This is a genomic window from Ancrocorticia sp. (genome assembly GCF_052089425.1).
Lineage (GTDB): Bacteria > Actinomycetota > Actinomycetes > Actinomycetales > Actinomycetaceae > Ancrocorticia.
In genome coordinates this window covers 82,436-94,478 of the sequence record NZ_JBQCZW010000005.1, presented here as the reverse complement: position 1 = coordinate 94,478, position 12,043 = coordinate 82,436, and the positions used below count along the sequence as shown (strand labels likewise).

Here is a 12,043-nt window from a genome sequence, read left to right as displayed (position 1 = left end):
GGGGTGATCTGGCTTACATTTTGTGTTTACTGGGGGTAAATTAGGCCCGATGTCCCAGAGCCTCGGCGATATGAGGGGCAAGCGCGCGGAAGGCCTTACCTCGGTGAGAGATGGCGTCCTTCTCTGCCGGAGAGATTTCTGCGGAGGATACCGTGAGGCCATCTGGCATGAAGATCGGGTCATAGCCGAAACCACCAGCGCCATGCGGCTCGTGTAGGAGCATCCCGCGCATCACCCCTTCCTTCACGATCTCACGTCCGTCCGGCTGGACCAGCGCCGCCGCGCAGCGGAATTCCGCCCCACGATAGCGATCAGGAACATCTCCCAGCTGGTGTAAGAGCAGCTGCAGATTCTCAGCATCCGCCCCGTGGTGCCCGGACCAGCGCGCAGAGAATACCCCGGGCGCCCCGCCCATGGCGTCCACACAGATCCCTGAGTCATCCGCGATGGCGAGGATCCCGGTTTCGCGCGCGATTTGCCGCGCCTTGATGAGCGCGTTGCCCGCGAAGGTTACCTCGTCCTCTACCGGCTCGGGCAGATCGAAGGCGCCGGCGCCCGCCACCGCTTCGGGCTCTAAGCCCGGCAACAGCGGCTGGAGGATATTGCGCAGTTCGATGACTTTGTGCTCATTACGCGTGGCAAGGACAAGGCGCGGCGGCCTGCGTTCAGCCGAATTCATGCTCACCATTGACCGCCAATAATCCGGGTGTCGATGGGATCGGTGCCCAAGAGGGCCTCCCGCTGAATGCCAGCGAGATGCGCGTTTCCGGTTGCCGCCAGATCCAGAATGGTACCCAGCTCATCACGCGAGAAGGGCTCGTGTTCAGCCGTCCCCTGAATCTCAATGAACTTACCGGCGCCCGTTGCCACAACGTTCATATCCGTATCGGCCCGTGAGTCCTCCTCGTAGGGAAGATCAAGCACGGCGTGCCCGTCCACGATTCCCGCGGACACCGCGGAGATGGAATCGCTGAGGATCGGCTTGCTGGCCGAAGGCTTCATGATTCCCTTCGCCACTGCCCAGTTCACCGCATCCGCGAGCGCAACGAACGCGCCTGTCACCGAAGCGGTTCGCGTCCCGCCATCGGCCTGCAACACATCACAGTCCAACACGATGGTGTTTTCGCCAAGTGCCTCCATGTTGACAGCCGCGCGTAGGGACCGGCCAACAAGCCGCGAGATCTCGTGGGTGCGCCCGCCTACCTTGCCGCGCACTGATTCACGGGAGGATCGATCGTTGGTTGCGCGCGGAAGCATCGCGTATTCGCCAGTTACCCAGCCCAAGCCGGAATCCTTGCGCCAGCGCGGTACGCCCTGGGTAAAAGATGCCACACACAGAACGGTTGTTTTCCCGAAACTCACCAACACGCTGCCTTCTCCTTCATCAAGGAATCGGCGTTGGATTCGAACGGGACGCATTTCATCGATTGCACGCCCATCGGCGCGTGTCCACAAACTCATGTGGCCACTCTACCCGCCGTTAGATTGTGTAGGACTCTCCGGCCACCACGGGACGCACTGGCCCCGCGTACACGGATTCGGCGGCGCGGCGCACGTTCTCTGGGGACGTCCACGGCTGCAAATGCGTGAGTAGGAGGCGGCGTGCCCCAGCCTCGTGAGCAAGTTGCCCAGCCCGCGTACCGGTCATATGAATGCCGCGCGCATCGTCGCGGCCATCTTCGAAAGCAGATTCTGAGAGCAGCAAGTCCACGCCGCGGGCCATCTGCACCGCACCTTCGCACATGTCCGTGTCACCGGTGAACCCGAAGGTTACCTCAGCTCGCGGATCTGCCTCGCTCGGGCCTGTTATACGCAAACCAACTGCCGGCACCGGATGCTGTGCGGCAAAGGCCTCGATCTGCATGGGTCCCACGTTGACGCTCGCTCCCGGACCGAACTCTTGGAACCGATACTCGTTGGCGTAGGTTTCCTCATCGGAATCGCCGCCGATTTGCCGGGTGCGAACCAAGCCGTCTGCGGGAGAATACACATCAATGGCCGGGAGCGGGCCGGTTGGGAACCACCTTCGGTATACATGCATCCCGATAATATCCACGCAGTGATCCGCGTGCAGATGCGAAAAGAACATCGCATCCAGATCCGCCGGGTCGAGGTGACGCAGAAGTTGACCCATCGCCCCCGGGCCAAAATCCAAGGTAATGGAGTAGGTTTTCGCCTTGCCGTTGCCATCAACGCCTTGGGCTTGGAGCAGATAGGCCGAGGCGGCGCCTTCAGGCCCAGACATTGATCCCGAGCAGCCCAGAATTGTCAGTTTCATTGATCCAACTCCTTCGTTGATCGGGCGTACCCCACGTCTGGTCCGATGAAGCGCCTAGCCAATGGGCCGAAAGAACCAGGGTCACCCGTGGCATAAAACTCGCGGACGGGCTCGGTTTGATGCGAGAACATGTCATGTTCGGCGAGTTGGCGGTACACATCGCGCGCCGTTTCATCGGCCGAGGACACGAGCGTCACGTGTTCGCCCATCACATATCCAATGGCTCCCTGAAGCAGCGGGTAGTGCGTGCAGCCCAGAACCAGCGTGTCCACCTCAGCCTCGAGTAATGGTCCGAAGTATCCGGAAGCCACGCGCTGAACGTGTGGACCCGCCGTGATGCCGTGTTCCACGAGCTGGACGAATGCCGGGCATGCCACCGAAGTGATCTCCAGATCCGGATAGGCCTCGTAGGCCTCCGGATACTTTTCAAACGCCGCGGGATAGGCCCTAGAGTTGATGGTGGCTTGTGTGCCAATCACGCCAATCCGCCCAGAGGTTGTCGCGGAAACTGCCCGCCGCACGGCGGGGTCAATAACCCCAAGAACCGGTATGCCAAGTTCGCCGTCGTATCGCTCTTGGGCCTCCGCCAGCACGGCGGCAGTTGCCGTATTACAGGCAATCACCAGCATTTTCACGCCGTGAGCCACAAGGGCGTCCATGATATCCAACGCATACTCACGCACCTTCGCCAGCGGCAGGGGGCCGTAGGGAGTATGGGCTGTATCGCCGATATACGTGATGGATTCGCTGGGCAGCTGGTCCATAATGGCGCGGGCTACCGTAAGCCCACCAACTCCCGAATCGAACACTCCTATGGGTCGTGAATCCATATTCTGGACTCTAGCGGCGCCTTGCCTTAATCCCCACCGCAATCAGCAGTGACTCTTGCCACCACGTCAGCATCGCGTATAGCACGGCCAGAAGATCATCGCCATCCTCGATCTCCCTACCATCCGCGACCGCTTGCTCACCAGTTAGATATGATGCTCGGTCATAAACGGCTTCAGAGCTTGCCTCATCCACGATTTCGAGCCGCGAAGAAAGGACAATTCGGATGTCATTCGCTCCAGCCATCCAGGCTCCAACATGTTCGTTATCCACCCACACAACGTTGTTATCGTTATCCAAAGAAGCAAAAAACGTTGCCAAGTTCTCAGCCTTCTCAGCGGCCAAAGAATCCTGCGTCATGGCCCTCAGCCCGCGGGCAATCTCCGGATCTTCGGACATATCGGGCAAGAGCCGAGCAATCGCATCATCCATCGGGATCTGACGTATCGAATCGTCGAAGGCGTCCGGATCCACACCAAGAGGCTCTGTCACGATGTCCTCTTTAAGTTCGGCCAGATCTCCCAACTCGCTCTCATACTGAGCAAGCGGATCGTTGGGGTCAACGTCCCCAGAAATCTCCGCCTCCCGCCGGGTGTTCCGCCGCTCGATGATATCGGTCAGGGAAATGCCCAACAGCGTGCCCACATCTGAGGCAAGCCCGCGCATCAGCCTGCGTTCGGTGGGATCGGCCTGCCCCACGTATCCGCCGCGTTCGATATGAAAGGCGATCACTCAGGGTCCTCCTCGATCGTTGCCTGCAAACCGAAGCGATGCATCGCTTGGGCATCGGCCTCCATCTGCTCTCGCTGTCCGCGCGAAACGATGGCCCTTCCCTGCTCATGGACTTGCAGCATGAGGGCGTTGGCCCGTTCCTTGGGCATAGCGAAATAGTTCATGAATACCCATTCCACGTAGCTCATAAGGTTCACGGGATCATTGTGTACCACGGTACGCCAACCCACCGAAGGGCTGGCTGTGGCTTCAGGGGCCGGAGTGGGGGCCGGCGCCCCCGATGGCTGGTTGTTCACGCGGTAAGTCTAGCGATCTGGCGAGCAGATCACAGTGGCGAGGGTTAAACTGTCACCTATGACTACAGGCGCGAGCACTGCTTTGCTCACCGATATGTACGAACTGACGATGCTTGACGCTGCTCTGAAATCAGGGCGAGCCGAGCGCACGAGCGTGTTCGAGGCCTTCGCCCGGCGCCTGCCGGGGAGCCGGCGCTACGGAGTTGTCGCGGGGACAGGGCGCCTCTTGGAGGCCATCGAGAACTTCCATTTCGGCGCTGAGGAGATCGATTACTTAGCCGATACTGGGATTGTTTCCGATGGCACTCTCCAATGGTTGGCTGATTACCATTTCACAGGCGATGTGTACGGATACGCGGAAGGTGAATGCTACTTCCCCCACTCCCCGATCCTCACGGTCACCGGAACCTTTGCCGAGACCTGCATGTTGGAAACCGTTATCCTGTCCATCCTCAATCACGATTCCGCCGTGGCCACCGCGGCCTCGCGGATGACGGCGGCGGCCCGCGAGCGGCCCTGCCTAGAGTTCGGGGCACGGCGCACCCACGAAATGGCCGCTGTGCACGCCGCGCGCGCCGCCGTGATCAGTGGCTTCGTGGGAACGTCGGATGTGGAGGCCGGGCGCCGCTACGGCCTCAGCATCGCCGGAACCTCCGCTCATTCCTTCACGCTGCTCCACGATTCGGAGGAGGAAGCCTTCTCCGCCCAGATCGCTTCCATGGGCGCGGGAACCACGTTGCTTGTGGACACCTACGATATTCCCACCGGAGTTGAGCGCGCCGTGGCGGCGGCCCGGGCCGCCGGCGGCGAACTCGGCACCGTCCGGATCGATTCCGGGGATTTGATTGCGCAAGCGTTTACGGTACGTCAACAGTTAGATGATTTAGGGGCGACGACGACGAAGATTACCGTCACCTCAGATCTTGACGAATTCTCAATCGCCGCCCTAGGTGCTGCACCTGTGGATTCCTATGGCGTTGGCACCAAACTCGTCACGGGTTCCGGCCAGCCGACGGCCGAACTGGTGTACAAGTTGGTGGCACGTGCAGATGACGAGGGCCAGATGCACGAGGTTGCGAAGGCTTCCTCGAATAAGAAGAGCGTTGGCGGACTCAAGGTTGCTGGCCGCGTGAGAGATCAACGCGGCCACTCAGCCCAAGAGCTCATCGTCTCAGCCAAGAATTGGGAGGACGGCCTCGCCTATTTGGAGCGATCCGGGGCCCGCCCCCTCCAGCGCAAGCTGGTCTCCGGCGGGCAGGTCAATCGCGAGTTCGTAGGCAAGGAGGCGATCGGGGCAGCATCCAAGCGCCACGATGCCTCGCGCGCCGAGCTGCCCTACGATGGCTGGCGCCTGTCCGCTGGAGAGCCGGCCGTTCCCACCAAGATGGTGGACATCTTCGGCGGAGAGAACTAGGTCCGGCCCACGAACCAGCGCCGCACCTGACCGATGCGGGCCTCGATCTGCTCGGAACTTGCTCTGGCCACCTCTGGCCCTCCGCAGATTCTGCGCAGTTCGGCATGGACCTGTGCGTGCGGCTCCCCCGATTTGCGGGCCCACGCCGATACCAGTCCCGAAAGCTCCTTGCGGTCCTTGCGACGGCGCTGCGTCTCACTTTCGGTGGCTGGTTGAGCCGGTGCTGCATGATGCTTTGACTGGCTGGCCTGATGCTGGCGCAGCAGCGTTGTCACTTCCTCGGGTTCGAGCAGGCCAGGGATTCCGAGGAAATCTGCTTCCTCATCCGAACCCACTTCCGCCATCGATCCGAATTCGCCGCCATCAAACAGTGCCCTATCGAAGGAGGCGTCCGATTCGAGAGCTTCAAAGCCCGGCAAGGCCAGTTGATCCGATGCCTTGTCCTCTCGGTTAGCACGGGCTAATTCGTCGTCGTCCCACAAACCGTCCTCGGACGTATGGGGGTTCTGGAGGGCGTGATCGCGCGACTTCTCCATCTCATTTGCCAACTCCAGAAGCTGGGGAACGGACGGAAGGAAGATCGTAGCCGTCTCGCCGCGCCTGCGCACGCGGACGAACCGGCCAACGGCTTGCGCGAAAAAGAGCGGGGTGGAGGCGGACGTGGCATATACGCCGACCGCCAAACGCGGAACGTCCACACCTTCGGACACCATACGGACGGCAACCATCCAACGATTCGTTCCCTCGGCAAACTCGGCGATTCTGCCCGATGCCGAGGAATCGTCCGAAAGCACCACCGTGGGCTTCGTGCCGGAAATGGCTTCCAGCTGCGCCGCGTAGGCCCGCGCCTTGTTCTGATCGGAGGCGATCACAAGCCCGCCCGCGTCCGGAATGGTCCCGCGAATCGCACTCAGGCGATCGTTCGCGGCCTGGAGGACAGCTGGAACCCAATCCCCTGACGGGTTGAGCGCTGTGCGCCACGCTTGGGCGGTCATGTCCTTGGTCAGCGGCTCACCCAGCGTGGCCTCCACAACGTCACCCTGCTTGGTCTGCCACCGCATGTGCCCCGAATAGCTGAGGAACATGACGGGGCGGACAACACCGTCGCGCAGCGCCTCCGTGTAGCCGTAGGTGTAATCAGCCTGCGAACGCTGGATGCCGTCGGGGCCCGGCGCGTATTGAACGAACGGGATCGGAGACGTATCGGAACGAAACGGGGTACCTGTCAAGGACAAGCGGCGCGTGGCCGCATCGAAGGCCGTGCGGATGCCATCGCCCCATGACAGGGCGTCACCGCCGTGATGGATTTCGTCCAGAATCACCAGTGTGGGGCGGCGGCGGGTCCGCGAACGGTGAAGCTCCGGGTTGGCGGCCACCTGCGCATAGGTCACGCATACCCCATCGAAGAAGGAGCCCTCTTCGCGCTGCACGTTCGTGAAATCTGGATCCAACTGGACACCCACGCGAGCGGCCGATTCTGCCCACTGCGTTTTCAAGTGCTCGGTTGGGCAAACAACCGTGATCTTGCGGATGACGCCAGCGGACAACAGTTCCGTTGCGATCCGCAGCGCAAAAGTAGTCTTACCCGCACCGGGGGTAGCCACGGCAAGAAAATCTTGAGGCGATTCCTGGAGATAACGTTCGAGCGCTTCAGCCTGCCAAGCGCGCAGCGATCCTGCCGTACCCCACGCGGCCCGCTGAGGAAACGCTGGGGAGAGGCTTTCGGCAGCGTAAACCGATGCCGATTTAGGATTCAGAGCAGGGCGCGCATGCCCCGCGTTCACTTACCGTTTCCCGGGACGCCAGAATCGAAAGGCCAACCCTTACCGGACTTGTTCATCTGCGCGTAGATCTCCTTGCAGGTGGGACACACCGGGAACCTATCCGGGTTTCGTGTTGGAGTCCAGACCTTGCCGCACAGGGCAACCACTGGCTGGCCCATAACCGCCGATTCGGTGATGCGTTCCTTACGCACATAATGCGCATAACGCTCCTCATCGCCCGGGACGCGTTGTTCCTCAGTGCGCTCAAGGAGTTCCGTTGTACCACCGGTTTCGGTTGCGCCAGAATCTTGATCAGGAGACGAAGTGCTCATAGCGCTAGTTTAGAGTGAACCGCCGAACTTCCCAAGGCCCGTGCGTGTGTCAAAGTCCGCACGGTGTGGGGCTGGCGGTGGCGGTTGTGGGGGTGGCAGCGGCGGTGGTGCGAACATACAAAGAGGGCCCGGCATGTGCCGAGCCCCCGTTGTATAGTTTGATACTTACTTGGCAACAGCCTTCTTGAGGGCTGAGCCAGCAGTCAGCTTCACGCCGAAGCCGGCGGGAATCTGGATCTCTTCGCCCGTGCGCGGGTTGCGGCCCTTGCGAGCGGCGCGCTCGGTGCGCTCAACAGCCATGAGGCCGGTAATCTTGACGGCTTCGCCGGCAGACAGGGACTCGACCAGCACCTCTTGAAGGGCGGCTACAGCCTTATCAGCATCGGTCTTCGACAGGTTAGCCTTCTCGGCAATCTTGGCAATTAGCTCAGTGCGGTTAAGGGACATTCCCATACCTCTCGTTATCTAGGATCAAGGACCCGTGTGGGCCACTGGGAAGAATCTATCCGAAAAACTCCAAAAATTCTGCATCAAATCCCGGTATGTGCCTTGTGAGCCAGCCGAGTTTCGTTGCAAGCGAATCCTCAGATAACCTGCATCTTTCCATATGTGGCGCCCGCTTGGAACATTGACAGGCCGCCAAACTCCACGAAAACCGAAGGAATTGAGGGGCAGTTGGGTGTCTCTTACGGCTCTCGCGCACCTCCATGTCAGTGACCATATACGAGGCTATGAGCGGACAAACGCGGCGGGAGAGAGTATAGAAACGTTGGTATTCCGCCATTTCGAGAGAATGGAGGTGTATGGCGATTCGTGAATGCTCGCCGTCTTCCCGCGAGATCGCGCGGATCGCGTGGGAGGGCCGTAACATCGCGGCTAAGAACCGTCCGTTTCGTTCACATTGCTCGGGTATGTAGGCGTGGCGTTCAGGTCCAATCCCACGCTTTTCCTAGGTTCGCCATCGGCTGAAGTGGCGCAATGAGCCTAAGATCACTCAGGATTTGCGGGGCGCGGCGCGTTTCTGCCCATCGTTTTCACAGAAGCTTCTAGCCTAGGAGCTATGAGCACCAGCCGGATATCAACGGTCGCGCCGGCTCGGGCGATCCGCAGGCCCAAGCGCATCCGAGGCCTCGATGGAATTCGGGCCCTCGCGGTACTCGCCGTGCTCATCTTCCATCTTCGCCCAGCGTCCTTGCCCGGCGGATTCATCGGTGTGGACATCTTCTTCGTTGTATCCGGCTTCCTTATCACCTCGCTCCTCATCCGCGAGCGCGCCTCCAAGGGCTCTATCGATTTCACGAGGTTCTGGCTCCGGCGTGCGCGGCGGCTCTTGCCAGCCGTGTTCCTCACGGTGATTGTGTCCGTATCCGGTGGCCTTATTCTTGGCAACGATCTGCTGGTGGGCATATTGCGCCAAACCATCGGCGCTCTGACTTTCTCTACGAATTGGGTGGAGATCGCCGCCGGTTCCTCCTACTTCGCAGGAACATCCCCGCAGCTGTTTGCCCACTTTTGGTCGCTAGCGGTTGAAGAACAGTTCTATCTCCTGTGGCCTGTCCTGTTCGTGCTCGTCATGATGTTCACTACCACATGGGTCCAGCGAATTGCGCTGGCCGGTGGCGGGGCGGCCATTTCTGCGATCCTCATGGGCGTTCTGGTGACTCCAGGTGTTGACGTCACTCGCGTGTACTACGGAACGGATACCCACTCCTTCGGGTTGCTGCTGGGTGTTGGGCTGGCATTTATCTGGGCGGGGACGCGGTGGCTGGATTCGCCTGCCTTTTCTTGGTTCTCCCCGCTTCTTGCCATTGTGTCGGGCGCGGGCATCATCATCCTCATGCTCACATTGGACGAAAACTCCGCCTTCACGTTCCGCGGAGGGCTCCTTCTCGCCAGTGTCTTGACCGCCGTGCTTATTGCGTCCCTCCTGCCCGAAAACCGGGTGTTGCTGGCACTGGCCGAGGCGGCGCCCGTTCAGTGGATCGGCGAGCGCTCCTATGGCATCTATCTGTGGCACTGGCCCGTGTTCCTGATGCTGACCGCACTGTTTCCGGCCACCGCATCTGATTCGTGGATGAGCTGGGTGGTACGTGCCCTCGCACTGGCAGGCACGCTAACCATCGCCGCATGGTCCTACCGCGCCGTTGAACAACCCGTGCGAAACCTCGGGTTCCGGGAGGCCACCTTGCGCTGCGTCAACGCCGTGAAGAATGGCGGAAAGGCACCACGAATCGTGGCGGCCTGCACTGCCCTCCTGATCGTCACCAGTGCGGTTGGCATCGTCACCGCTCCAACGAAATCCGCCGCCCAGGCCGCTATCGAACAGGGAGAGGAGCGCCTGAACAGCGCAACTCCTACAAAGGATGATTTATCCGCGAACATGCCGGGAGGTACCAGCGCGGCGAATGCTGATTTCACCGTTCCCGAGGGCAGCGAGATCACGGGATTCGGCGATTCGCTGCTGGTGACGGCATCAGGCGGACTTTCCCGCCATTTCCCCGATATTCAGATGGATGCCAAGTCCAACAGACAATGGCAACACGCGGAAGACGTGGTGAAATCGAATCTGGATGCCGGAACCGTGCGCCGGGCGGTCATCATTGATTATGGGACCAACGCGGGAGTTCCCGATCCACAGACGGTGCGCAACGTACTGGACATGCTCGGTCCCGATCGCATGATCGTGGTGGTGAATCTGTACGGAACCTCAACATTCATCGAAGCAGCCAACAACACGCTCGCTGAGATCGTCGAGGACTATCCCAATGCGATCATCGCCGATTGGAATAGTGCCGCCAGCGAGAATCCTGACATGCTCCAGCCTGATCAGACTCACCCCAATATCCCGGGATCTGATCTATTCGCTCAAACTGTTCACAGCGCCTTCGAAGAACTGGCCAAGCAGCACGAGGACTGAGTTCGCCGGGTAAGCCCACCCGCACTCACGGCTTTGAAACACTTGCCTCTTCGGGCCTACACATATCGTCTCGGGCCTACACACACTCTCTCCTGTTGTATTACAATCACTCACGTAGTGCGACGATGCGCAATGCAATCAAAGGAGAGGCAATGTCAGAACCACCAGCCGCAGCACCTGAATCGGCATTCAGACAAGAACATCCTGAGAAGTTCTCTCAGTACATCAAAAGACACTGGACAGTGTTCGCCGTTGCCTATTTTGGCTATGTGTGCGCTTACTTAGTGCGAAACAATTTCAAACTCACCTCAGAGACCCTCCGGCTCGAAAACGGCTGGTCACTCACGCAGGTCGGATTAATCCTCACCGGATTTACCATTTCCTACGGGATCGGAAAGTTCGTGATGGGCATCGTGGTGGACAGAGTCTCACTGCGAAAGATCTTCGCTGGGGCCCTCGGGGCATCGGCGATCGTCTGCATGATCATGGGCGTCGTCAACCAAGTGTGGCTCATGTTCGGACTGATGCTCTTACTCGGCACGATTCAGGGTGTGCTTTCGCCCGGCTCTCAATCGATGATCGCCAATTGGTTCCCCAATAGAACACGCGGGGCAGCCATCGCCGTATGGAACACCTCCCAGAACCTCGGTGGAGCACTCCTCCCCCTCATGGTGGGCGGCATTATGGGCTCCTCAATGAGCAACCGCATCCAGTTCTCGTTCTGGATTCCCGCCGCGATCGTGCTGGCACTCTCCTTCCTGTTCTGGAAGTTCGGAGGCGATCGTCCCGAGGAAGAGGGGCTACCCACCCTCCGCGAGATATACGGCAAGACGGGCGTGCCGATGGCAGAGGTCAAGCCCGAAGGTACCGCGTGGCAAATCATGGTGAAGTACGTGTTCACCAACCGCCTCATTGTGACCATTGGCCTCATTAACGCCATCCTGTACTTCGTGCGGTTTGGTGTGCTCAACTGGATGCCAGCATTCCTCGGATCGGAAATGGGCTTCACAGAATCTCAATACACCATGGCATTCTCGGTACTCGAATGGATCGCCATCCCTGGATCCTTCTTCTTCGCATGGGTTGCCGTCAAGCTTCCGAATAGGCAGGCACTCGTTGGCGGCATTGGCCTGATTATTCTGGGCGTCATGGTGTACGCCTATCACATCAATACCAACTACACGATGCTGCTGATCATCTCTGGAATCATGGGCGCGCTGATCTACGGGCCTCAGCTCATCATCAACATTCTGACACTGAACTTTGTTCCGCTTGAGGCCTCGGGTACCGCCGTTGGATTTGTTGGCCTATTCGGCTATATCGTGGGTGAGCTTGCCGCCAATCTGGTCATGCCCATTTTGGCTGAGCACATGTCATGGAGCGTTTCGTTCATGTTCCTCGCCAGTACGTCGATTGTTGCTGCAATCCTGTACTTCTCGCTGTCCAAGCAAGAGGAGACGGTGGTTCAGGCGTAGTTAGGCGT

At 59.8% G+C, this 12,043-nt stretch carries 12 protein-coding genes; 3 read left to right on the top strand and 9 right to left on the bottom strand.

The window, feature by feature from the left end:
• Positions 1-40: 40 nt before the first annotated feature.
• From rdgB to clpS, 6 genes are read right to left on the bottom strand one after another with little or no spacing between them, the layout of a single operon-like run.
• Positions 41-679: an RdgB/HAM1 family non-canonical purine NTP pyrophosphatase gene (gene rdgB, locus ACTHV6_RS03545; protein ID WP_441385889.1), complete on the bottom strand. Its 639-nt coding sequence runs from the start codon at positions 677-679 to the stop codon at positions 41-43.
• Between the two features lie 2 nt (positions 680-681).
• Positions 682-1,461 (bottom strand): ribonuclease PH, encoded by a 780-nt coding sequence (rph, locus tag ACTHV6_RS03540; protein WP_441385888.1) that lies wholly within the window; start codon positions 1,459-1,461, stop codon positions 682-684.
• A 19-nt stretch (positions 1,462-1,480) separates the two neighbouring features.
• The gene (locus ACTHV6_RS03535) at positions 1,481-2,278 is read right to left on the bottom strand and encodes an MBL fold metallo-hydrolase (protein ID WP_441385887.1); all 798 of its coding nucleotides are present in this window, start codon (positions 2,276-2,278) and stop codon (positions 1,481-1,483) included.
• Positions 2,275-3,108, bottom strand: a complete 834-nt coding sequence (gene murI / locus ACTHV6_RS03530) for a glutamate racemase (protein ID WP_441385886.1) — start codon at positions 3,106-3,108, stop codon at positions 2,275-2,277. The genes ACTHV6_RS03535 and murI overlap by 4 nt, the downstream gene beginning before the upstream one ends.
• 10 nt (positions 3,109-3,118) lie before the next feature.
• Positions 3,119-3,838 (bottom strand): DUF2017 family protein, encoded by a 720-nt coding sequence (locus ACTHV6_RS03525; protein ID WP_441385885.1) that lies wholly within the window; start codon positions 3,836-3,838, stop codon positions 3,119-3,121.
• The gene (gene clpS / locus ACTHV6_RS03520; RefSeq protein WP_441385884.1) at positions 3,835-4,134 is read right to left on the bottom strand and encodes an ATP-dependent Clp protease adapter ClpS; all 300 of its coding nucleotides are present in this window, start codon (positions 4,132-4,134) and stop codon (positions 3,835-3,837) included. Before clpS ends, ACTHV6_RS03525 begins: the two co-directional genes overlap by 4 nt.
• 58 nt (positions 4,135-4,192) lie before the next feature.
• Here clpS and ACTHV6_RS03515 point away from each other — a divergent pair, with 58 nt between their 5' ends.
• Positions 4,193-5,548: a nicotinate phosphoribosyltransferase gene (locus ACTHV6_RS03515; RefSeq protein WP_441385883.1), complete on the top strand. Its 1,356-nt coding sequence runs from the start codon at positions 4,193-4,195 to the stop codon at positions 5,546-5,548.
• On the opposite strand, the gene ACTHV6_RS03510 is transcribed toward ACTHV6_RS03515, so the two are convergent.
• From ACTHV6_RS03510 to ACTHV6_RS03500, 3 genes are all read right to left on the bottom strand, one after another.
• The gene (locus tag ACTHV6_RS03510) at positions 5,545-7,332 is read right to left on the bottom strand and encodes a DEAD/DEAH box helicase (RefSeq protein WP_441385882.1); all 1,788 of its coding nucleotides are present in this window, start codon (positions 7,330-7,332) and stop codon (positions 5,545-5,547) included. The two genes, ACTHV6_RS03515 and ACTHV6_RS03510, sit on opposite strands and share 4 nt — an antisense overlap.
• The gene (locus tag ACTHV6_RS03505) at positions 7,329-7,643 is read right to left on the bottom strand and encodes a DUF3039 domain-containing protein (RefSeq protein ID WP_441385881.1); all 315 of its coding nucleotides are present in this window, start codon (positions 7,641-7,643) and stop codon (positions 7,329-7,331) included. The genes ACTHV6_RS03510 and ACTHV6_RS03505 overlap by 4 nt, the downstream gene beginning before the upstream one ends.
• 165 nt (positions 7,644-7,808) lie before the next feature.
• Entirely contained in the window at positions 7,809-8,090 is a 282-nt protein-coding gene (locus ACTHV6_RS03500) for an HU family DNA-binding protein (protein ID WP_441385880.1), read from the bottom strand.
• A 613-nt stretch (positions 8,091-8,703) separates the two neighbouring features.
• Between ACTHV6_RS03500 and ACTHV6_RS03495 the strand changes: the two genes are divergently transcribed.
• Positions 8,704-10,560 (top strand): acyltransferase family protein, encoded by a 1,857-nt coding sequence (locus ACTHV6_RS03495; protein ID WP_441385879.1) that lies wholly within the window; start codon positions 8,704-8,706, stop codon positions 10,558-10,560.
• Between the two features lie 152 nt (positions 10,561-10,712).
• On the top strand, positions 10,713-12,035 hold the full coding sequence (locus tag ACTHV6_RS03490; RefSeq protein WP_441385878.1) for an MFS transporter: 1,323 nt from the start codon (positions 10,713-10,715) through the stop codon (positions 12,033-12,035).
• Positions 12,036-12,043: the final 8 nt, after the last annotated feature.

Coding starts and splice junctions, on each gene's coding strand:
- rdgB (WP_441385889.1), bottom strand. CDS start 679: ATGAATTCGGCTGAACGCAGGCCGCCGCGCCTTGTCCTTGCCACGCGT.
- rph (WP_441385888.1), bottom strand. CDS start 1,461: ATGAGTTTGTGGACACGCGCCGATGGGCGTGCAATCGATGAAATGCGT.
- ACTHV6_RS03535 (WP_441385887.1), bottom strand. CDS start 2,278: ATGAAACTGACAATTCTGGGCTGCTCGGGATCAATGTCTGGGCCTGAA.
- murI (WP_441385886.1), bottom strand. CDS start 3,108: ATGGATTCACGACCCATAGGAGTGTTCGATTCGGGAGTTGGTGGGCTT.
- ACTHV6_RS03515 (WP_441385883.1), top strand. CDS start 4,193: ATGACTACAGGCGCGAGCACTGCTTTGCTCACCGATATGTACGAACTG.
- ACTHV6_RS03505 (WP_441385881.1), bottom strand. CDS start 7,643: ATGAGCACTTCGTCTCCTGATCAAGATTCTGGCGCAACCGAAACCGGT.
- ACTHV6_RS03500 (WP_441385880.1), bottom strand. CDS start 8,090: ATGTCCCTTAACCGCACTGAGCTAATTGCCAAGATTGCCGAGAAGGCT.
- ACTHV6_RS03495 (WP_441385879.1), top strand. CDS start 8,704: ATGAGCACCAGCCGGATATCAACGGTCGCGCCGGCTCGGGCGATCCGC.
- ACTHV6_RS03490 (WP_441385878.1), top strand. CDS start 10,713: ATGTCAGAACCACCAGCCGCAGCACCTGAATCGGCATTCAGACAAGAA.